The organism is [Bacillus] selenitireducens MLS10, assembly GCF_000093085.1.
GTDB classification, from domain to species: domain Bacteria; phylum Bacillota; class Bacilli; order Bacillales; family Salisediminibacteriaceae; genus Salisediminibacterium; species Salisediminibacterium selenitireducens.
The window spans coordinates 1926211-1946590 of the sequence record NC_014219.1; the positions used below are offsets into that span (position 1 = coordinate 1926211).

A 20380-nucleotide genomic window follows, 5' to 3' on the forward strand; every position below is an offset into this window, starting at 1 on the left:
TTTACTTTGTAAGGAGGATGGCAATGAATATCCATGAGTATCAAGGGAAAGAGCTTCTAAGAAAGTATGGAGTAGCTGTTCCGAATGGGAAAGTGGCCTACTCGGTCGACGAAGCTGTCAAAGCTGCTGAGGAGCTCGGCACTGACATCAGCGTCGTCAAAGCCCAGATCCATGCGGGAGGAAGAGGTAAAGCCGGAGGGGTGAAAGTGGCGAAATCCCTCGATGAAGTGCGTACATATGCTGATGAGATTCTCGGTAAAGTTCTTGTGACGCACCAGACAGGTCCTGAAGGGAAAGAAGTCAAGCGTCTTCTGATTGAAGAAGGCTGTGATATTCAGAATGAATATTACGTCGGGATTGTAGTGGACCGTGCCACGTCACGGATAACCATGATGGCATCTGAGGAAGGCGGTACAGAAATTGAGGAAGTGGCCGCTGAGACGCCGGAGAAGATCTTCAAGGAAATTATTGATCCGGTCACAGGACTCATGCCTTACCAGGCAAGGAGACTGGCGTTTAATATTAATATCCCGAAAGAGATGCTTAAAGAGGCCGTTAAATTTATGATGGGTCTCTATAAAGTCTTTGAAGAAAAAGACTGTTCCATTGCTGAGATCAATCCACTCGTGACGACGGGAGACGGAAGCGTCATGGCACTCGATGCCAAGCTGAATTTTGACTCGAATGCCCTGTTCCGTCAAAAAGACATCGTGGAATTCCGTGATCTCGATGAAGAGGATCCGAAAGAAATCGAGGCATCAAAATACGATCTCAGCTATATTTCCCTCGATGGCAATATCGGCTGTATGGTTAATGGTGCGGGTCTGGCTATGGCGACGATGGATATCATCAAGCATTATCACGGTGATCCGGCGAACTTCCTCGACGTCGGGGGCGGTGCAACGGCGGAAAAGGTAACGGAAGCTTTTAAGATTATCCTGTCCGATCAGAATGTCAAAGGGATTTATGTCAATATCTTTGGCGGGATCATGAAGTGTGACATTATTGCCGACGGTGTTGTTGCGGCAACGAAGGAAGTCGGTCTGGAGATTCCGCTGGTCGTAAGACTTGAGGGAACCAATGTGGAACTCGGAAAGAAAATTCTGAAGGAATCCGGATTGAATATAACAGCAGCCGATTCCATGGCTGATGGTGCACAAAAAATCGTATCGCTTGTGAAAGCGTAAGAAAGGCGGGGTTCGACATGAGTATTCTCATTAACAAAGATACAAAAGTCATTGTCCAGGGGATTACCGGTGCGACAGGGCTTTTTCATACGAAACAGGCGATTGAATATGGCACGAACATCGTAGGTGGCGTAACGCCGGGTAAAGGCGGCACGGAAATTGAAGGTGTTCCGGTATTCGATACCGTGAGTGACGCGGTCAAAGAGACAGGTGCTCACGCTTCTGTGATCTACGTTCCACCGCCGTTCGCTGCAGACGCCATTATGGAAGCGACGGATGCTGGCGTTGACGTAGTGATTACGATTACTGAAGGCATTCCTGTCACTGACATGATCAAAGTGAAACGATACATGGAAGGTAAAAAGACGCGTCTGATCGGGCCAAACTGTCCGGGTGTTATTACACCTGAGGAATGTAAAATCGGGATTATGCCGGGTTATATTCACAAAAAAGGACACGTCGGTGTCGTATCAAGGTCCGGCACATTGACGTATGAAGCAGTTCACCAGCTTTCCACAGAGGGAATCGGTCAGTCGACAGCTGTCGGGATCGGCGGTGACCCGGTCAATGGAACAGACTTTATCGATGTTTTGAAGATGTTTAATGAAGATCCGGACACCGAAGCGGTCATTATGATCGGTGAAATCGGAGGAACCGCTGAGGAAGAAGCGGCTGAATGGATCAAGGCAAACATGACCAAGCCGGTTGTCGGATTTATTGGTGGCCGCACAGCTCCTCCCGGTAAGCGTATGGGGCATGCCGGGGCGATCATTTCCGGCGGTAAGGGTACAGCTGATGAGAAGATCAAGACGCTCAATGCTGCCGGTGTTCAGGTTGCCGATACACCTGCCGTAATGGGTGAAACACTCATCAAGGTATTAAAAGAAAAGGGACTCTATGATAAGTGTGTGACACATCCGGTATCATAAGACCTTCATGAATACGGACCTGCCCGAAAAGAGGGGCAGGTCCTTTCATGCGCCTGTACGTTCACTGTTTCACATAAAACCATGGAGGCGATGTCATGTCCATACCAGAAGGGTTTCGGGAACGTTTAATTCACCTGCATTATTGCAGCGGCGGTGATTCGGAGTTTGTGTGCAAAGTACTCGTGAAGGATCCTGAGCTTTTACTCATGTACGGCTGGTCCGAGTCAGAATGGCTGCGTGTTTTTCCTAAAAGGAGAAGTCTTGCACCGCAGGTTTTTCAGGGATTGTCGAAAAGACCTTATCATCTGATTGCGTCCTCTCTTTCGGAAAAAGGCATTCAGGTGATCACAGTTGAGGATGATGCATATCCGAAGCTGTTAAAGGAGATCTACGATCCGCCACTTTGTCTGTATACGAAAGGGAATGTGGCTTATTTGACCATGGCGTCTTATCTGGCAATTGTCGGGACGCGCTGGCCTTCCGGTTATGCCAGCCAGGCTATTGATTTCCTGATGGCACCTTTGAAAGAAAGCGGAATTGTCATTGTCAGTGGAATGGCGGAAGGAGTCGATACTCAGGCACACAGAAAAGCAATGAGTCTCGGATTGCCAACGATCGCTGTCCTTGCCTTTGGATTTGATCATCTGTATCCGGCCAAGAACAGGGATCTGTATGCACGTTTACAAACGGATGAGCTTGTTGTGACTGAATTTCCTCCTTATATGAAGGCGGAAAAATGGCATTTTCCGAAACGGAACCGGCTGATCAGCGGTTTGTGTCAGGCGGTGCTGATTACGGAAGCGAAGAAACGGAGCGGTTCACTGATTACGGCTGACTGTGCGATGTCTCAAAATCGCGACGTCTTTTCCATTCCCGGACGTATTGACAATCCAGTTTCTGAAGGAACCAACCGTCTCATTCAACAGGGGGCGAAGCTCATTTTGACCGGCGAGGATCTCCTGAATGAATTTCCTGAATCAGAATCTGCCGGTAAGAAAAGTAAGGAAGTCGTAAAGCACTGAGGCTCTAAGGCTGAACGATTGCAATTCTGGCGTTCAATAAATCTCGTGTTTGACAAACACTCGACGTGTGTTTAATAATAGTGAGGATTTCACCAAATGAAAATGGTGTGACAGATCACATCAAATACATGATAAACATGAATCCACCTCTGAAAGGGAGGCACGTCGAGATGTCCGATTACTTAGTCATCGTGGAATCTCCCGCAAAAGCCAAAACGATTGGGAAGTATTTAGGTAAGAAATATAATGTCAAAGCATCCATGGGACACGTGATTGACTTACCGAAGAGTCAAATGGGTGTGGACGTTGAAAATAATTATGAACCCAAATACATTACGATTCGCGGAAAGGGTCCAATCCTGAAAGATCTGAAACAGGCAGCCAAAAAAGCAAAACGGATTTACCTGGCAGCTGACCCCGACAGGGAAGGGGAAGCCATTGCCTGGCATTTGGCAGACAGCCTGAAGATTGAAGAAGGTTCAAAATGCAGAGTTGTTTTTAACGAAATCACGAAAGACGCCATTAAAGAATCCTTTAAGCATCCGCGTGAAATAAACACGAATCTGGTCGATGCGCAGCAGGCAAGGCGTGTCCTTGATCGGCTGGTGGGCTATAACATCAGTCCTCTCCTTTGGAAGAAAGTCAAAAAAGGATTGAGTGCAGGCCGTGTTCAGTCCGTTGCAGTCAAAATGATTATTGACCGGGAAAACGAAATCAATGCTTTTGTCCCGGAAGAATACTGGTCCATCACAGCTCACTTGAGCAAGGACGGGAAGCAGTTTGAAGCAAAATTCCAGCAGCTTGACGGCGAGAAAAAGCCGCTTTCGTCAAAAGAAGATGTGGATGACATTTTGAACCGTCTTGAAGGCGGATCTTTTGAGGTCACCGGGATTAAACGGCGTGAACGAAAACGGAATCCGGTTGCACCGTTCATAACGTCATCTTTGCAGCAAGAAGCTGCAAGAAAACTGAATTTCAGGGCAAAGAAGACAATGATGCTTGCCCAGCAGCTCTATGAAGGGGTCGATCTTGGCAAGTCCGGTACGGTTGGTTTGATCACGTATATGCGAACCGATTCCACAAGACTCTCGGACACAGCCAAAGGTGAAGCCAAGGAGTATATAGGGATTCACTACGGTGAAGAGTACCACCAGGAACCGAAAGCCGCAAAGAAAAACGAAAAAGCCCAAGACGCTCACGAGGCCGTTCGTCCTACTTCCGTTATGCGGGATCCAAAGGCCATGAAGCCTCATTTAAGCAGAGATCAATACCGGCTTTATAAACTTATTTGGGAGCGGATGGTGGCTTCGCAAATGGCTCCGGCCGTGATGGATACGATGAGCGTTGATCTTGACGTAAATGGCGCCATGTTCAGAGCTACCGGGTCCAAGCTCAAATTTGCCGGGTTTATGAAAGTCTATATAGAAGGAAATGATGAGGGAAAAGAAGAGAAAGACAAACTTCTCCCGGATCTTAATCAAGGAGATAAACCCGCTTCGGAAAAGGTGGAACCTGCCCAGCACTTTACACAACCGCCTCCCCGCTATACAGAAGCACGCCTTGTCCGTACGATGGAAGAACTGGGTATAGGCCGTCCGTCCACCTATGCGCCGACGCTCGATACGATTCAGCGACGCGGATACGTATCTCTTGAAGAAAAGCGGTTCGTGCCGACTGAACTCGGTACAATTGTCCTCGAGATGATTGAAGAGTTCTTTCCGGAAATCCTGAATGTTGAGTTCACGGCGGATATGGAAACCAGGCTGGATTCGGTCGAGGAAGGCAGCGAAGAATGGATTCGGATCATCGATGAGTTCTACCAGGGATTTGAAAAACGTTTGAAATATGCAGAAGAAGAAATGAAGGAAGTTGAAATCAAAGACGAACCGGCAGGCGAAGACTGTGAGAAATGCGGTCATGAAATGGTTTATAAAATGGGCCGGTACGGTAAGTTTATGGCATGTTCAAATTTCCCGAACTGCAGAAACACAAAAGCAATCGTCAAAGAAATTGGCGTTGGCTGTCCGAAGTGTGAAAAAGGGCAGATTGTGGAACGTAAAAGCAAGAAACGGCGAATTTTTTACGGGTGCGATCAGTATCCGGAGTGCGATTTCATTTCTTGGGACAAACCGATCGCCCGAACCTGTCCAAAGTGCAGCGAAATGCTTGTGGAGAAAAAATCAAAGAAAACCGTCCAGGTTGTTTGTGTATCCTGTGACTACAAAGAAGACTCGGTCTGAACCGCTTGATGACCTGAGCAGGATACAATTCAGAATTTTATGAAAAGAAATGGATTACGATTGAAAGGGCCACTAAATTGTGTTACGATTTAGTGGCTTTCGTACGGTTATCAGAACATTCTCACAGGTGGTCAATTAAGAAATGAACAGTACCTTGCATGCTCATGCAGGGTTATCCTTATGGCTAAAAGGGGTGTAAGAATGGACGCTGTTTTGGAACGGGACTATATGCGGTACCTGCAAATCGAAAAGGGGGCATCACCGTCCACAATCAGCCAGTATCAAAAAGACATCTGTGCCTTTTTTCAAAATATGGATCATACAAAACCTGTTGAGGATGTGAATCATCAGGACATACGCAGATATCTTGCTTTGTTACAAAAAGACGGCTATGCCAGGCGTACGGTAGCGAGGAAGCTTGCATCACTTCGTTCGCTCTGGCGTTTTCTTGAAAGAGAAGGCAGAATTCAGCTCAACCCTTTTCTCTATGTCACGACACCGAAGCTCGATAAAAAATTACCTTCTTTTTTATATGAAAATGAAATGCAGGCGATATTTGATGCCATCGATACAGATTCGTTATTGGGAGCAAGGAACCTGGCAATCATTGAACTTCTGTATGCGAGCGGGATCCGCGCTTCGGAGTGCACCGGATTGAAGCTGAAAGATATCGATCTTGATTTGTCTACGCTCCTTGTGATGGGGAAGGGCAAAAAGGAACGGTTTCTTCCTGTAGGAAGCTTTGCTGTTGAAGCGCTTTCGCTGTACCTCGATAAGCGGACGGCTAAATTCGGTCCTCACGCTCAATCGGATCCGCTCTTTATCAACTACCGTGGAGGTGCACTGACCGACCGGGGTTTACGTAAAATTTTGGCGAAGGTGATTGAGGATGCATCACTGACATCAAAACTGACCCCACATGTGATCCGGCACACATTTGCGACGCATATGCTGAATGAAGGCGCTGATCTCAGAACGGTACAGGAACTGCTCGGTCATACCGATTTAAAAGCTACGCAAATCTATACACATGTAACCCGCGACCGTTTGAGAGATGTGTATCGTCACTCGCATCCGCGGGCAAAAAAATAAGGCTTGGAGGCTTTGAAATGGCAGAAATTCGCGGTACAACGATCTTTGCGATCCGTCATAACGGACAGGCGGCAATTTGTGGTGACGGACAGGTCACCGTCGGACAGGCAGTTGTCATGAAACAATCTGCGGTAAAAGTACGTAGACTATACAGAGGCCGGGTAATTACCGGTTTCGCAGGTTCTGTGGCAGATGCATTTTCTCTATATGAAAAATTTGAAGGGAAGCTTGAAGAATATAACGGTCATCTGCAGCGTGCGGCTGTGGAACTCGCCAAAGAATGGCGTGGTGATCGTGTATTGAGAAAACTTGAAGCCATGCTGATTGTTATGGATAAAGACAGTTTGTATGTCATAGCAGGTACAGGAGAAGTAATTGAACCTGATGACGGGATTACAGCAATCGGCTCAGGGGGAAACTACGCCCTGGCTGCAGGAAGGGCCATGAAGAAGCATGCTCCTCACCTGACGGCTGAGGAGATCGCAAAAGAGAGTCTCCTGACGGCGGCTTCGATGTGCGTATACACGAATGATCATTTAACGACTGAAGTAATCGAGTATTAATCAGTAAGAGTGACTGTGAAAGGTTGTGAAACGAGTGAGTCAGACATTAACGCCCAGAGAAATAGTTGAGAGGTTAGATCAGTCCATCATCGGTCAAAGCAGTGCGAAACGATCCGTCGCCGTCGCACTCAGAAACCGCTACAGAAGAAGTCTGCTCGAGGAAAACGTACGGGATGAAATCTCGCCAAAAAACATATTGATGATCGGCCCGACGGGTGTCGGAAAGACGGAGATTGCAAGAAGGCTGGCTAAACTGACAGGAGCGCCTTTTGTTAAAGTCGAGGCAACGAAGTTTACCGAGGTTGGGTACGTAGGCCGGGACGTTGAATCCATGATCCGGGATCTGGTCGAAGTGTCGATTCGGATGGTGAAGCAGGAAAAGACGGTTAAAGTGAGAGATTTGGCTGAAAAGCAGGCAAATCAGAGGATTATCGGTCTCCTCGTTCCAACAGCCAAAAAAGAAAGTTCCTACCGAAACCCTCTCGAAATGCTGTTTCAAAACGGGGAAGACGATGAAGAGCCTGAACCGGAACCGGAAGAACACGAATCGGTCCGGGAGCGAAGAAGGCGCATTACCAGACAGCTCGAAGACGGGGAGCTTGAAGAACGCGAGGTCACAATCGAAGTGGAAGAACAGCAGAACCAAATGATGGACATGATCCCTGGCATGGAACAGATGGGGATGAACATGCAGGATATGTTTGGCGGTATGTTCCCAAAAAAGAAGAAGAAACGCAAATTACCGGTCAGAGAGGCGCGAAAAGTACTGGCCGAGGATGAAGCTCAAAAGCTGATCGACATGGAAGAAGTAAAAATTGAAGCCATTTCAAGGGCGGAACAACTCGGCATCATTTTTGTTGATGAAATGGATAAAGTGGCCAGTAAATCCGGTGGTCAGTCGGCGGATGTATCAAGAGAAGGCGTTCAGCGGGATATTCTCCCTGTTGTGGAGGGCTCGACGGTTGCAACGAAATACGGGTCCGTTAAAACCGATCATATGTTGTTCATTGCAGCAGGGGCTTTTCATGTGTCAAAACCGTCTGATCTGATTCCTGAACTGCAGGGACGGTTTCCGATCCGAGTTGAACTTGACAGTCTGAATGTAGAGGATTTTGTCAGAATCCTTGTGGAACCGAAACATGCACTCATTAAACAGTATCAGGCCATGATTGACATTGAAGGTATTGAACTGACATTCACAGAAGATGCGATCAGGGAAATTGCCGAGATTGCCTATGATGTAAACGAGCAGACCGAGAATATTGGTGCAAGAAGGCTTCATACAATTCTCGAAAAATTGTTGGAAGATCTGTCTTTTGAAGCTTCGGAAATTACCATGGAAACAATCAGTATCACCCCGGAATATGTCAGAGAAAAACTTCAGAACATTGTGGAAGACAGAGATTTAAGCCGATTTATACTATAACAGGAGGATGAACAAATGACCTTATTAGAGAAAACAAGAAAAATCAATGAGTTGCTTCAGACGAGCGCCGGCCAATCGGTTAATTTTAAAGAAATGGCAGCGACACTGCGTGACGTTATTGAATCCAACGTTTTTATCGTAAGCCGCAGAGGAAAGCTGTTGGGTTTTGCTATTAAACAGGAAATCGAAAATGAACGGATGAAAGAAATGCTTGAGGAACGGAAATTTCCTGAAGTGTATACGGAAAGCCTTTTTGATATTGAAGATACATCATCCAATATTCCTGTGGAAAGTGATTTTACCGCCTTTCCTGTGGAGAATCGGGATTTGTTCAAGAATGGTTTGACAACCATTGTGCCGATCCAGGGTGGTGGAGAACGTCTTGGTACACTGATTCTTGCGCGTCTGGACGACTCGTTTGATGATGAAGACCTTGTTTTGGCGGAGTACGGATCGACGGTTGTCGGTATGGAAATTTTGCATGAAAAGCAGGAAGAAATCGAACAGGAAGCCAGAAGCAAAGCGGTCGTGCAAATGGCCATCAGCTCTCTTTCCTACAGTGAACTCGAGGCTGTCGATCATATTTTCAAAGAACTCGACGGGATGGAGGGCCTTTTGGTCGCGAGTAAAGTGGCGGACCGGGTCGGCATCACCCGTTCGGTCATTGTCAATGCACTGAGAAAGCTTGAAAGTGCCGGTGTCATCGAATCAAGGTCTCTTGGAATGAAAGGCACTTATATAAAAGTGCTAAACGACAAGTTTCTGTTAGAACTAGAGAAGCATAAAAATTGATAAAATAAAGCAATTAAAACAGACTGTCTAGTCCGATAGTCTGTTTTTTGTTGTAATTACTATTAAATGTGACAGAGTATCTTGAAAATGTGATAAAGTTTGAGTAGATTAGTCTCGGAAAACTTTGTCTTCCAACAATTTTTCACCATTAATAGGCCCGATTTTCAACTGGTCCTTTATACATTCGACAAATTTCTCTTATCCATGTAGAATGAGCTTCGGTTAAATGTTAAAGAGGAATTACACACTACTTTCATTGAAAGCAGGTGACTGCGATGAACATCATCAATAACCCGTTGAACCAGCTGCTTGAAACGTCGCTAAATGCTTCGGCGAGAAGGCAGGATACAATATCAGACAATGTAGCAAATGTGGATACGCCGAACTACAAAGCAAAGAAGACCGTCTTCAACCATCAGCTTCAAAGAGCGATGGACGATCAGCGGCTCAGAGCGAACAGACTAGATGATCGCCACATTGAATTTGGCGGACCGCCCCGCAGTGATGCCCCGCACATCATCGAACGAACCAATACCCAATACAATCATAACGGTAACAATGTGGATATTGATAAGGAAATGGCCGATATGGCTGAGAATCAAATCTATTACAACGCACTCATTGACAGGATGAACGGACGGTTTAACAGCGTTCGGACTGCGATGGGCAGAGGGAGGTAACTGAGTATGTTTCATGGTATGAATGTATCGGCTTCAGGGCTCACTTCCCAGCGGCTGAGGATGGATGTTGTATCCAGTAATATGGCGAATGCCGAATCGACCCGGGGACGATTCGTAGACGGTGAGTGGGAACCGTATCGCCGAAAGATGGTCACATTTGAACCGAACCGTACGTCAGGCAGCAGATTTCAGGATCATTTCCGACATGCGGTAAATCGTAATGCGACGACCGGTGATGGGGTCAAAGTCGGAGAAATTATTGAAGATGAGTCACCGTTTCGGATGAGGTATGATCCTGATCATCCGGATGCGAACGAAGATGGCTATGTAGAGCTGCCGAATGTGGATCCTCTTAAAGAAATGATCGATCTGATGAGTGCGACACGCAGCTACGAAGCTGGCGTAACGTCGTTCGATGCACATAAGAATAAATGACATGAATATGGATCAGGTTGCCCGAATGAATTCTGTCATGGGGCCGGCGAATCAGGTTCAGCAAAACAGACAGGTGACACCGCATGAAGCACAACAGTCGTTTAAGACTTGGCTTGGTGATGCCATCAATGATATGAACCAGAGACAGGTTGACTCTCAACATATGACTGAACGAATGGCGCGTGGAGAAAACGTGGACCTTCATGATGTGATGATTACTGCGCAAAAAGCAAGTATCACACTTGAAACGACTGTCGAAGTCCGTGACAAGGTGATCGAGGCGTATCAGGAGATTATGCGTATGCAGGTATAAGAGGAGATTTGCATCACCCCATGGATGTAGTCACATGGGGTGATGACCTGCTTTTTATACATATCGGAATAATTTCTCAATTATTTAGTGTGAATTTATATTTTTCTTTTTAAATGATGGCTGGATCACTTTCACAGATGTTCGAGCGGTAACGTAGGAGGAGCAATGAACGAAACTTTAACGGTTTATAGAGAAAAGGCAACTGAATTTTGGCAGTCCCGCTCAAAGAAACAAAGGGGGCTCCTGATCGGTGCTGTCGTTCTGATCATTGCTTTCATAATTGCCCTATCCTGGGTCGGATCTCGGACAAATCTGGTTCCGTTATATTCGAATTTGACGATACAGGAAACGGGAGAAATAAAAGCAAATCTGGACGGACGGGGTATTCAGAATGAAGTATCAGCGGACGGGACATCCATCCTTGTTCCGGAAACAGCTGTGGACAACTTAAAAGTCGAATTGGCTGCAGAGGGCATTCCGCAAACTGGACGCATTGATTATGGTACTTTTGGCGATAATATGGGTTTTGGTACAACGGACAGTGAATTTCAGCTTCTTGAGCGCGCTGCATTGCAAACAACGCTTGAGGATCTGATCCGAAATGTCGATGGTGTCACGAATGCCCAGGTTATGATTACGCTGCCGGAGGAGAGTGTGTGGCTGCAAGAAACACCGTCTGAAGCAACAGCTTCAATTCTTTTAAATATGCAGGCGGGTTATTCCCTTGATGAATCACAGATACGCTCTTTGTATCATTTGGCATCACGGAGTGTGCCGAATCTTCCGGTTGAGAACATCGTGATCATGGACCAGTTTTCCAGGTATCTTGAGCTTGAGGATCAGCCGGGCATGGCAGATTCATCTCTGTCGGTCTATGAACAGCACCGCGCAATCCAGCGGGATATTGAACGTGATTTACAGCGCGATCTTCAACAGATGCTTGGTACGATGATGGGGCCTGACAAAGTATTGGTCAGCATCAGTACAGACCTTGATTTCACGGAAGAGAACCGTACAGAAGATCTGGTTGAACCGGTTGATGAAGAAAATATGGAAGGCATCGCGATCAGCGTGGAACGAATCACGGAAACCTTTTCCGGGGAAGACATTGCAGATGGCGGTGTACCAGGGGCCGGTGAGGATGATATTCCTAACTTCCCGGGTGTTGGTGCAGGAGCCGGAGCAGGCGATTATGAGCTCATTGAAGAGCGGATCAATAACGATGTGAACCGGATTCACCGTGAAATAACAGAGTCACCTTATCAGCTCAGGGATATCAGCATTCAGGTAATGGTTGAACCGCCTGATCCTGAAGATATCGGTTCCCTTCCACAGCAGACCCTGGATGATATTCAGGCAATGCTTACACAGATTGTCAGAACGACGATTCCTGACGAAGTGACAGCTGAATGGGGAGATGAGGAACTTGCAGACCGGGTTCTTGTCTCACCGCAGGAATTTTTCGGTCGGGTCGAATTCGAAGAACCTCAGACAGGCATTCCTTGGTGGTATTTCCTCGTAGGAGCACTTGTACTTGGCGCCGTTATCCTCGCTGTCGTTCTGTTGAGAAGGGGCCGGGAAGAAGAGGTGACAGAAGTTGCATCCGCTGAAGATGACTTCCGACTGCCGCCAATTGACAAGAAGCCTCAGACGGAAGAAGGGGCCCGAAAGCAGCAGCTGGAGGATTTGGCGAAAGATAAGCCTGATGAGTTCTCAAAACTGATTCGGACCTGGCTGTCTGACGAAAACTAAGGAGTGAAAGCCGCCTATGGTTAAAAAACAACAGCTGACTGGCAAGCAAAAAGCGGCTATATTGCTGATTTCGCTGGGACCTGATGTCTCAGCCAATGTCTATAAACATTTATCGGAAGAAGAAATTGAAAAACTGACCCTTGAAATTGCCGGGGTCAGAAAAATTGAACAGGATGTCAAAGATGAAGTGGTTGATGAGTTCCATCAGATGGCCATTGCCCAAGATTATATTACGCAGGGCGGGATCGGTTACGCCAAGGATGTTCTTGAAAAAGCCCTTGGTAACGAAGAGGCGATGCAGATCATCAACCGTCTGACATCCACTCTTCAGGTCAGACCTTTTGATTTTGCCCGCAAGGCAGAGGCTCAGCAGATCTTCAACTTCATTCAAAATGAGCATCCGCAGACGATCGCACTTATCCTTTCTTATCTGAGCAGTGAACAGTCCGGGCAAATCCTGTCTGATCTTCCTCAGGAAGTACAGGCGGATGTGGCCAAGCGGATCGCACTGATGGACAGCACATCACCGGAAATTGTGAACGAAGTCGAAAGCATCCTGGAGAAGAAGTTGTCTTCAACAGTAACGCAGGATTATACGCAGGCTGGCGGTATCGAAGCAGTTGTGGAAGTGTTAAACAGTGTTGACCGCAGTACAGAGCGGACGATACTTGATGCACTGGAAATCCAGGATCCTGAGCTTGCTGAAGAAATCAAGAAGAGAATGTTCGTCTTTGAAGACATTGTCACTCTCGATAACCGTTCCATCCAACGTGTCATTCGCGATGTGGAGAACGAGGATTTACAGCTTTCATTGAAGGTGGCCAGTGAAGAAGTAAAAGAAACGGTCTTTAATAACATGTCACAACGAATGTCTGACACCTTCCGTGAAGAGATGGAGTACATGGGTCCTGTGCGGTTGAGAGATGTTGAAGAAGCCCAGACGCGTATCGTTGCGGTAATTCGAAGACTTGAGGAAGCAGGTGAGATTGTCATCGCACGTGGTGGAGGAGATGATATCATTGTCTAGAGTAATCAAAACCTACACATCACCGATGGCTGATCGGGAGAAAAAAGAAATCGGACTGAAAAAAGTCCGTTTTCCTCAAATTGAAGGTCATGATGGTCAGGACAGCGATCAAGATACAACAGATGAAATGACCGAATCGAATGAAGCAGCGGATTATGAAGCCTCACTTAAAAGGCGCGAAGAACAGCTTCAACAAAGAGAACAGCGACTTCATGATGAAAGAGCTGCATTTGAAAAGCAGATGGCGGACCAGGATGAGGAGATCCGCAAGCAGGCAGAAGAAACCTTCAACCAGGCTGCGGAAGAGGGCTTTAACCAGGGATATCAGGATGGCCTCGAACAGGGACAGGCCCAATTCAGTGAAGCGGTTCAAGAAGCAAAACAAATCATCGAACTGGCCCGTCAGGATGTTGTCAGACGCATTGAAGAAGCCGAGCCGGATATTCTTGAACTGGCAGTTGCCATAGCTGCAAGGATAACAGGAACTGAACTCGAGCAGGATTCATCCAAATGGCTGCAGTTTGTCAAACAGGCCATTTATGAAGTCAGGGAGCAGGACGAAGTGAAAGTGTATGTGCCGCCTCACTGGTATCCGATTACGCTTGAAGGCCAGCCTGAGCTTCAGGAAGTAGCCGTTCATGTGGGAGAACTGATTATTCTGCCTGATGAGCAGCTCGTGCAAAATCAATGCCTCCTCGAAACACCATACGGAAGAGTGGATGCCTCAATGGATACACAGCTGCTTGAAGTGAGACAAGCGCTTTTTGAAGTGCTGAAAGCCGGGGGATGACATGAATAAAGAAGCGATGCTGCAAACGATAAATGAGGTTTCTCCATTCAAGTTTTACGGGAAAGTGTCACAAGTAGTAGGGCTCATGATAGAGTCCCGTGGCCCTCAGGCGTCAGTAGGGGAACTTTGCCTGATTCATATATCCCGTACGCAGCGAAAAATTCTTGCTGAGGTTGTCGGCTTTCGCGAAGAAAAAGTCTTACTGATGCCCTTTGACCGGATCTCAGACATTGCTGCAGGCAGTCTTGTTGAGACGATGGGAAGACCCCTCGAAGTGAAAGTGGGCAGAGATATGATCGGGACCGTGGTCGATGGTCTCGGCAGACACTTTCTTGACGGGGGAGAACGCATCGGTAATCAGTATTATTCAACGGATAATGAACCTCCTAATCCGATGACCCGACCGCGTATTTCTGAACCCCTTGGTCTTGGCGTCAAAGCGATCGATGGACTGTTCACGGTCGGAAAAGGACAGCGAATGGGCATCTTTGCCGGAAGTGGTGTCGGAAAGAGTACACTGATGGCAATGATCACAAAGAGTTCTGAAGCGGATATCAACGTTATTGCTCTCATTGGAGAACGAGGAAGGGAAGTTCGGGATTTTATTGAACGGGACCTGGGCGAAGAAGGGATGAAAAACACCATTGTCGTTGTTGCGACGTCTGATCAGCCCCCGCTGATGCGTATTAAAGGGGCGATGACAGCAACGGCCATCAGTGAGTATTTTCGCGATCTCGGCTATGATGTGAACCTGATGATGGACTCGGTTACCCGGGTTGCCATGGCACAGCGTGAAATCGGCTTGGCTATCGGGGAACCGCCAACAACGAAAGGCTACACACCTTCGGTTTTTGCATTGTTACCGCGTCTCCTGGAACGGAGCGGAATGAGTCAATCGGGTTCAATCACTGCCTTTTATACGGTACTCGTTGATGGTGATGATATGAATGAACCCGTCGCAGACTCGGTGAGGGGAATCCTTGACGGGCACCTCGTTCTTGACCGGAAGCTTGCCAATAAAGGCCACTTCCCGGCAATCAACCCGCTAAGCAGTATCAGCAGAATTATGAATGAACTTGTTGATGACAGACACCGTCAGGCAGCGGATAAAGTCAGACAAATCATTTCCACTTATCAGGAATCCGAAGATCTGATCAATATAGGCGCCTACAAAAAAGGCTCCAATCCGGAGGTTGACGAGGCGATTAAACGCTTTCCCGAGGTGAACGAATTTCTCGTACAGGAAGTGCACGAAGCCTTTTCCTATGATGAGATAATGAATCAACTTGTATCGAGATTTGGCTAAAGGAGGTACCAAAAATGGCTTTTCACTATTCGCTTCAAAAAGTAATGGAACATAAAGACCGGGAAAAAAGCGAGGCTGAAAAACAGTACTCCGATGCCATTGATCAATTTGAAACCGTTGCAACAAAACTGTATGAAACACTGAAGCAAAAAGAAGACCTGCAGCAAAGACAGGTAGATCAGATTGGAAAAGGTCTTCCAATCGCGGAAATTCAGCATCACGAGAAGCTGCTGACCTATCTTCAAAAAGAGATCGATTCTCTTCAGTGGCAGACACAGCGGGCTCGGAAAATGATGACAGACAAAGAGCGACTTTTAGTGTCGAAATCCATCGATGTTAAAAAATATGAACGAATGAAAGATATTAAATACGAAGAATACAAAGAACAGGAAAAACAAGAAGAAACCAAGTTTCTCGATGAAATTTCTGTCCAACAATTTGTCAGGCGATGAAATCAGGTGAAGCGATGAGTAAACAGAACAAGAAAAAATCAGAAGGTAAGCTTCAGGTCTTTTTCATGGTTGTCCTGATCCCCGCTGTCTTTGCCATTATATTGGCGGCCGTAGTGTTGTACTACCTCGGATTTAACATTGGAGATCAGATGCGGAATATCGCCGGCGTGTTGCCCTTTATCGAAAGTGAAGAAGTGATGGAAGGCGAAGAGGAGTTAACAACCGAAGAGTACATCGCCCAGCTCGAACGGGAAAATCAGACACTGACCAGAGACACTGAAGATCTGCAGCGACAAGTGGAATCACAGGAAGAAGAAATCCTTCAGCTCGAAGAAGAACTGTTGCTTCTGCAAAGTGACGGGACGCTGGAAGACGGCGAAATGGAAGGTGATACTGTCGAAGCTTCGGCAGACCTGAACGATATTGTCAGGACATTGCAGGAAATGACTGCTTCAAGAGCGGCGGACATTATGGAGGAATTGCCGCAGGATCAGGCGGTAACGTACTTACAGCTTATGAATAACCGTGCGAGAGCGGACATTCTCTCAAGGATGGAAGCTGAAACAGCGGCTGTATTGATCAGCCAGCTTTCAGAATAGAATAAACAATCCTTTGAAAGGGGGTGAAAACATGATTAGCATGAACGCAATGGCAGCGATGATCAGCAGTAAACCCTCCGTGCAGCAAGAATCAGCTTCGTCAGCGACAAGAAGTGAATCTCCCAAAAATGATTTCCTTTCCACGCTGAAACAGGCCGTTCAGTCAGGCGATCAGGCAGCTGTGAAAGAAGTCTTGGCAAAAGTCAGTGAAACAAATGACATGGCGCTTCAGGATTTAGATTTAAAAGAAATGATGGCGGAACTGGTGAAAGTGTTTGAAGCGTTGCTTGCTGAACTGGATGAGGAAGATGTTTCAGGCTGGTTGGAAACATTCCTTTCAGATTGGGAAGAACTGCTTCCGGATGGTTGGCTTGAAGAAGTACAGGCATATGAAGACTTGACACTTGAACAGGTTATGAGCTTATTTGTTGAATTGTCTGATGAACTCACATTAACCAAAGATAATGAAGCGCCAAAAGCAGAGCCGGATCCATTAATGCTGCTGATGATGCTCGAACTGCTTCGTAATCAGGATGCTGAAGAAATCAGTGAAGAAGCTTTGGGGTATCTCTCCCAGGCTGAGGGTCTGTTGGCTTCCATGACTCAGGTGATGTTGCCGGAAGTAAAGCCTGATCAGCAGATGAATCTCGATCAAATGAGACGGAACTGGATGAATTTTTTCGAGCGTACGGTACAGGCACCTGAACAAGTCAATCAACAGGGTCAGTCACGATTCCAGGAATTCGCTTTTTTGAAAGAGTTGTTTGCAAGAACGAACGGAAGCAGTCAATCGAATCAGCAAATGCCTTCAATGTTGCTTGATACGAACAATGCACAGCTTGCAAGATTCCAAATGATGATGGGGGCATCCCTCACGCAGCAGGCTCAGCCGGAACGTGCGAGTCAGGAAGCCTTTATCAGGCAGTTTCAGAATCTCTTATCGAAAAGCTCTTTTCAACAGCTTTCGAATGGGATACAACAAATGTCCATCAAGCTTCATCCGCAGTCACTTGGACGTTTGGATATTCAGGTCCAGATGGTTAACGGCGCACTTGTTGCACGCATGATGACATCGACTTCAGCAACGCGGGATCTTCTTGACGGCCAGCTGCAGTCATTAAGAGCCGCATTCCAGTCCCAGAATATTCAGGTGGACAGAATTGAAGTCACTCAACAGCAAAGTCAGTCTCTTTTCAGGGATCCAAAAGACGACGAGACGAACCAGCAGGCATTCACTGATGACAATCAAGACAAAGATGACCAGGATGAACAGGAAGAAGTCCTTGACTTCTCAGATTTACTCGAAGTCAGTATTGACGAAGAAGTGTAATGAAAAGGAGGGAGACACATGCCAATTAATCCGATGGGCGGCAATAGCAGCCTTTATTATGAGGATTACGTCAGAGAGCAACGCGCAAAAGGAACCGGCGATTCTGAAATGGGGAAAGATGCTTTTTTGAAGCTTCTCATCACCCAGCTGCAAAATCAGGACCCGCTTGATCCGATGGAAGACAAAGAGTTCATCTCTCAGATGGCGAATTTCTCTTCACTCGAGCAGATGACGAACATGAACGAGAATATGAATAAGTTTCTTGAGAGTCAGCAGCAGAGCCAGTTTTTCTCTCACAGCGACATGATCGGAAAACAGATCGAGTGGCAGGAAGAAGTGAAGAATGAGAATGGCGACAAACGCATGGAAACAATGAGTGCCATCGTCCAGGCCGTCAAGTTTAAAGATGGCATTGCGACGATTCTCACAGAAAGTGGTAAGGAACTGAGTGTGGATGACATTCAGAAGATTGCTTTGCCGAATGAAGGTGAGGGTGAGGAATAATGGTTAAATCCAATTTCTTTCCGAACCAGATTCAACCGCAAGCACCGATTTCACCGCAGTCAAAACCGAAACGAACCGGTCAGACCAAACCGAATGGCCCTGGATTCGATCAGGTGTTACAGGATAGACTGAAGCCTGATACGCAGCTTAAAGTCAGCAAACATGCTGAGAAAAGGCTGCAGGACAGAGGCATTCAGCTTTCTCCAGAGACTTGGAACGCAATCGAAGATCGGATTGGAGAAGCGAAGCAAAAAGGTATCCGTGATTCACTGGTACTCACAAAAGAAGCCGCTCTGGTCGTTAATGCAGGCAGTGAAACCGTCATTACGGCAATGAACCGTGAAGAAGCGGCAAGCCAGCTGTTTACAAACATCAATGGTGCAATCATTCTTGGCGATGAAGAATAACACGTAATAAGGGGAACAATGGCCGGACCGAAAGGAAGCCAACCTGCTGTGGACCGATTGAAGCAGCAGCCCCTCGATCTCACAATACGAAAGGGGAACAACAACCATGATTCGATCCTTATATTCAGGTATCGGCGGTATGAATAACTTTCAGACTAAGCTCGATGTCATCGGTAACAATATTTCAAACGTCAACACCTTCGGCTTTAAGAAAGGCCGGGTCACGTTTAACGACCTCGTCAGCCAGCAGCTTGCAGGAGCCTCCTCACCGCAGGAAGGCGAACGCGGGGGAACGAACCCTAGACAGGTCGGTCTTGGTGGCAGCACGGCAAGTATCGACACGATAAACACACAAGGCTCATTGCAGTCCACAGGACGCGACCTTGACATGGCGATTTCAGGTGACGGTTTTTTCCAGGTTGCTGACGGAGGACAGAATTTCTATACACGCGCCGGGAACTTTTACCTTGACGAAAACGGCATGCTCGTAAATGCGGATGGTCTGAGACTCCAAGGCTATGGAGTCGGTGACGACGGTGCGATTGATGAAGCTGCAGGAGTTGGTGATCTGTTTATTCCTGCAGGGGAGCAGGTTGATCCTGAAGCGACAAGCCAAGTCGATTTAAGAGGAAATCTGAATGCCGATTCTGAGATAGGAGAAGAGCGTACAGTAAGATTCTTTATTACAGACCCTCTTGGTGGGGAGCAGGAAATCAGATTACTTATGACGAAAACAGCTGAAAATGAATGGGATTATTCATTAGAATATTGGGATAACGATATAGAGGATTGGGATATACTACCTGATATAGGGCAAGGTTTTTTTGATTTTTCTGGTACTGAAGATGGTGTTTCTAGAGGTAGAATGAATCTTGATAATCTTGAATTAATTGTTGAAGATTTAGGGTTCATTGGTGGACCTTGGGAAGGTCATGAAGGATCATTAAATCTAAATTTATCCAATGTTACTCAGTTTAGCTCACGATCTACTGTAGAAGTTGAATCAAGAAACGGTTCTTCAGACGGAACCCTTGAAAGCTACACTGTATCGGAAACTGGTGAAATCAATGGTATATTCTCGAACGGCGAAGTTCGTTTACTTGGACAGGTAGCTTTAGTGAATTTCAATAATCCATCTGGACTCTCAAAAGCTGGATCCAATCTCTTTGAAGTTTCCAATAACTCAGGTGAACCTCAGGTAGGACTCGCGGGCATTGGTGGACGTGGTTCACTTGTCGGGGCAACACTAGAGATGTCCAATGTGGATCTTTCTGAAGAATTCGCAGAGATGATCGTGTCTCAGCGTGGTTTCCAGGCCAATACACGAATGATTACGACTTCTGACGAAATTCTCCAGGAGTTAATTAACCTGAAGCGTTAACCCATTACAATGGTCGTGGCTAAGCGCATGCAGCGCTTAGCCATAGCCATTTGATACATAATCAAATGAGAGCCTGCCGTTTCTTTGATGACGAGAGCGACAAGCTGGCAGATAATAAACAGGTTACAGTCATCGAATCAGACTACTACAGGA

At 46.7% G+C, this 20380-nt stretch carries 21 protein-coding genes; all 21 read left to right on the top strand.

Going from position 1 to position 20380, the window contains the following annotated elements:
- Positions 1 to 23 precede the first annotated feature (23 nt).
- The 21 genes from sucC (at position 24) to flgF (ending at position 20227) form a co-directional block, all read left to right on the top strand.
- Positions 24 to 1187 carry an ADP-forming succinate--CoA ligase subunit beta gene (sucC, locus tag BSEL_RS08870; protein WP_013172662.1) on the top strand — a complete coding sequence of 388 codons (1164 nt, stop codon included), beginning with the start codon at positions 24 to 26 and terminating at the stop codon, positions 1185 to 1187.
- Between the two features lie 17 nt (positions 1188 to 1204).
- Positions 1205 to 2116, top strand: a complete 912-nt coding sequence (gene sucD / locus BSEL_RS08875) for a succinate--CoA ligase subunit alpha (RefSeq protein ID WP_013172663.1) — start codon at positions 1205 to 1207, stop codon at positions 2114 to 2116.
- Between the two features lie 95 nt (positions 2117 to 2211).
- Positions 2212 to 3138, top strand: a complete 927-nt coding sequence (dprA, locus tag BSEL_RS08880; protein WP_013172664.1) for a DNA-processing protein DprA — start codon at positions 2212 to 2214, stop codon at positions 3136 to 3138.
- Positions 3139 to 3308: 170 nt separating this feature from the next.
- On the top strand, positions 3309 to 5378 hold the full coding sequence (topA, locus tag BSEL_RS08885) for a type I DNA topoisomerase (protein ID WP_013172665.1): 2070 nt from the start codon (positions 3309 to 3311) through the stop codon (positions 5376 to 5378).
- 180 nt (positions 5379 to 5558) lie between these two features.
- Entirely contained in the window at positions 5559 to 6470 is a 912-nt protein-coding gene (xerC, locus tag BSEL_RS08890; protein ID WP_013172666.1) for a tyrosine recombinase XerC, read from the top strand.
- 17 nt (positions 6471 to 6487) lie between these two features.
- On the top strand, positions 6488 to 7033 hold the full coding sequence (gene hslV / locus BSEL_RS08895; protein WP_013172667.1) for an ATP-dependent protease subunit HslV: 546 nt from the start codon (positions 6488 to 6490) through the stop codon (positions 7031 to 7033).
- A gap of 34 nt (positions 7034 to 7067) precedes the next feature.
- The gene (hslU, locus tag BSEL_RS08900; protein WP_013172668.1) at positions 7068 to 8459 is read left to right on the top strand and encodes an ATP-dependent protease ATPase subunit HslU; all 1392 of its coding nucleotides are present in this window, start codon (positions 7068 to 7070) and stop codon (positions 8457 to 8459) included.
- Positions 8460 to 8474: 15 nt separating this feature from the next.
- Positions 8475 to 9251: a GTP-sensing pleiotropic transcriptional regulator CodY gene (gene codY, locus BSEL_RS08905; protein WP_013172669.1), complete on the top strand. Its 777-nt coding sequence runs from the start codon at positions 8475 to 8477 to the stop codon at positions 9249 to 9251.
- Between the two features lie 275 nt (positions 9252 to 9526).
- Positions 9527 to 9931: a flagellar basal body rod protein FlgB gene (gene flgB / locus BSEL_RS08910; RefSeq protein WP_013172670.1), complete on the top strand. Its 405-nt coding sequence runs from the start codon at positions 9527 to 9529 to the stop codon at positions 9929 to 9931.
- 6 nt (positions 9932 to 9937) lie between these two features.
- Positions 9938 to 10366 carry a flagellar basal body rod protein FlgC gene (gene flgC / locus BSEL_RS08915; RefSeq protein ID WP_013172671.1) on the top strand — a complete coding sequence of 143 codons (429 nt, stop codon included), beginning with the start codon at positions 9938 to 9940 and terminating at the stop codon, positions 10364 to 10366.
- 1 nt (position 10367) lies between these two features.
- Positions 10368 to 10679 carry a flagellar hook-basal body complex protein FliE gene (fliE, locus tag BSEL_RS08920; RefSeq protein ID WP_095522128.1) on the top strand — a complete coding sequence of 104 codons (312 nt, stop codon included), beginning with the start codon at positions 10368 to 10370 and terminating at the stop codon, positions 10677 to 10679.
- 165 nt (positions 10680 to 10844) lie between these two features.
- Complete coding sequence (gene fliF / locus BSEL_RS08925) at positions 10845 to 12431, top strand: flagellar basal-body MS-ring/collar protein FliF (protein ID WP_013172673.1); 1587 nt, start codon at positions 10845 to 10847, stop codon at positions 12429 to 12431.
- 16 nt (positions 12432 to 12447) lie between these two features.
- A complete protein-coding gene (gene fliG, locus BSEL_RS08930; protein ID WP_013172674.1) occupies positions 12448 to 13458 on the top strand; it encodes a flagellar motor switch protein FliG in 1011 nt (336 codons plus the stop codon).
- Complete coding sequence (gene fliH / locus BSEL_RS08935; protein ID WP_041581855.1) at positions 13451 to 14248, top strand: flagellar assembly protein FliH; 798 nt, start codon at positions 13451 to 13453, stop codon at positions 14246 to 14248. The genes fliG and fliH overlap by 8 nt, the downstream gene beginning before the upstream one ends.
- Before the next feature lies 1 nt (position 14249).
- Positions 14250 to 15554 (top strand): flagellar protein export ATPase FliI, encoded by a 1305-nt coding sequence (fliI, locus tag BSEL_RS08940; RefSeq protein ID WP_013172676.1) that lies wholly within the window; start codon positions 14250 to 14252, stop codon positions 15552 to 15554.
- A gap of 14 nt (positions 15555 to 15568) precedes the next feature.
- Positions 15569 to 16006: a flagellar export protein FliJ gene (gene fliJ, locus BSEL_RS08945; RefSeq protein WP_013172677.1), complete on the top strand. Its 438-nt coding sequence runs from the start codon at positions 15569 to 15571 to the stop codon at positions 16004 to 16006.
- Positions 16007 to 16020: 14 nt separating this feature from the next.
- Positions 16021 to 16605 carry a magnesium transporter MgtE N-terminal domain-containing protein gene (locus tag BSEL_RS08950; RefSeq protein ID WP_041581857.1) on the top strand — a complete coding sequence of 195 codons (585 nt, stop codon included), beginning with the start codon at positions 16021 to 16023 and terminating at the stop codon, positions 16603 to 16605.
- A gap of 31 nt (positions 16606 to 16636) precedes the next feature.
- Entirely contained in the window at positions 16637 to 17935 is a 1299-nt protein-coding gene (locus tag BSEL_RS08955; protein WP_013172679.1) for a flagellar hook-length control protein FliK, read from the top strand.
- An 18-nt stretch (positions 17936 to 17953) separates the two neighbouring features.
- A complete protein-coding gene (gene flgD / locus BSEL_RS08960) occupies positions 17954 to 18439 on the top strand; it encodes a flagellar hook assembly protein FlgD (protein WP_013172680.1) in 486 nt (161 codons plus the stop codon).
- Positions 18439 to 18846, top strand: coding sequence for a TIGR02530 family flagellar biosynthesis protein (locus tag BSEL_RS08965; RefSeq protein WP_013172681.1), 408 nt, complete (start codon positions 18439 to 18441; stop codon positions 18844 to 18846). The genes flgD and BSEL_RS08965 overlap by 1 nt, the downstream gene beginning before the upstream one ends.
- A 106-nt stretch (positions 18847 to 18952) precedes the next feature.
- Complete coding sequence (flgF, locus tag BSEL_RS08970) at positions 18953 to 20227, top strand: flagellar basal-body rod protein FlgF (RefSeq protein WP_013172682.1); 1275 nt, start codon at positions 18953 to 18955, stop codon at positions 20225 to 20227.
- Positions 20228 to 20380 lie beyond the last annotated feature (153 nt).

Bases quoted from the DNA above. Each gene is read 5' to 3' on its own strand.
- fliF (WP_013172673.1), top strand. From the start codon at position 10,845: ATGAACGAAACTTTAACGGTTTATAGAGAAAAGGCAACTGAATTTTGG.
- flgC (WP_013172671.1), top strand. From the start codon at position 9,938: ATGTTTCATGGTATGAATGTATCGGCTTCAGGGCTCACTTCCCAGCGG.
- dprA (WP_013172664.1), top strand. From the start codon at position 2,212: ATGTCCATACCAGAAGGGTTTCGGGAACGTTTAATTCACCTGCATTAT.
- BSEL_RS08955 (WP_013172679.1), top strand. From the start codon at position 16,637: ATGATTAGCATGAACGCAATGGCAGCGATGATCAGCAGTAAACCCTCC.
- BSEL_RS08965 (WP_013172681.1), top strand. From the start codon at position 18,439: ATGGTTAAATCCAATTTCTTTCCGAACCAGATTCAACCGCAAGCACCG.
- flgF (WP_013172682.1), top strand. From the start codon at position 18,953: ATGATTCGATCCTTATATTCAGGTATCGGCGGTATGAATAACTTTCAG.
- codY (WP_013172669.1), top strand. From the start codon at position 8,475: ATGACCTTATTAGAGAAAACAAGAAAAATCAATGAGTTGCTTCAGACG.
- flgD (WP_013172680.1), top strand. From the start codon at position 17,954: ATGCCAATTAATCCGATGGGCGGCAATAGCAGCCTTTATTATGAGGAT.
- fliJ (WP_013172677.1), top strand. From the start codon at position 15,569: ATGGCTTTTCACTATTCGCTTCAAAAAGTAATGGAACATAAAGACCGG.
- sucD (WP_013172663.1), top strand. From the start codon at position 1,205: ATGAGTATTCTCATTAACAAAGATACAAAAGTCATTGTCCAGGGGATT.
- fliE (WP_095522128.1), top strand. From the start codon at position 10,368: ATGAATATGGATCAGGTTGCCCGAATGAATTCTGTCATGGGGCCGGCG.
- BSEL_RS08950 (WP_041581857.1), top strand. From the start codon at position 16,021: ATGAGTAAACAGAACAAGAAAAAATCAGAAGGTAAGCTTCAGGTCTTT.
- flgB (WP_013172670.1), top strand. From the start codon at position 9,527: ATGAACATCATCAATAACCCGTTGAACCAGCTGCTTGAAACGTCGCTA.
- sucC (WP_013172662.1), top strand. From the start codon at position 24: ATGAATATCCATGAGTATCAAGGGAAAGAGCTTCTAAGAAAGTATGGA.
- hslV (WP_013172667.1), top strand. From the start codon at position 6,488: ATGGCAGAAATTCGCGGTACAACGATCTTTGCGATCCGTCATAACGGA.
- fliG (WP_013172674.1), top strand. From the start codon at position 12,448: ATGGTTAAAAAACAACAGCTGACTGGCAAGCAAAAAGCGGCTATATTG.
- fliI (WP_013172676.1), top strand. From the start codon at position 14,250: ATGAATAAAGAAGCGATGCTGCAAACGATAAATGAGGTTTCTCCATTC.
- xerC (WP_013172666.1), top strand. From the start codon at position 5,559: ATGGCTAAAAGGGGTGTAAGAATGGACGCTGTTTTGGAACGGGACTAT.
- topA (WP_013172665.1), top strand. From the start codon at position 3,309: ATGTCCGATTACTTAGTCATCGTGGAATCTCCCGCAAAAGCCAAAACG.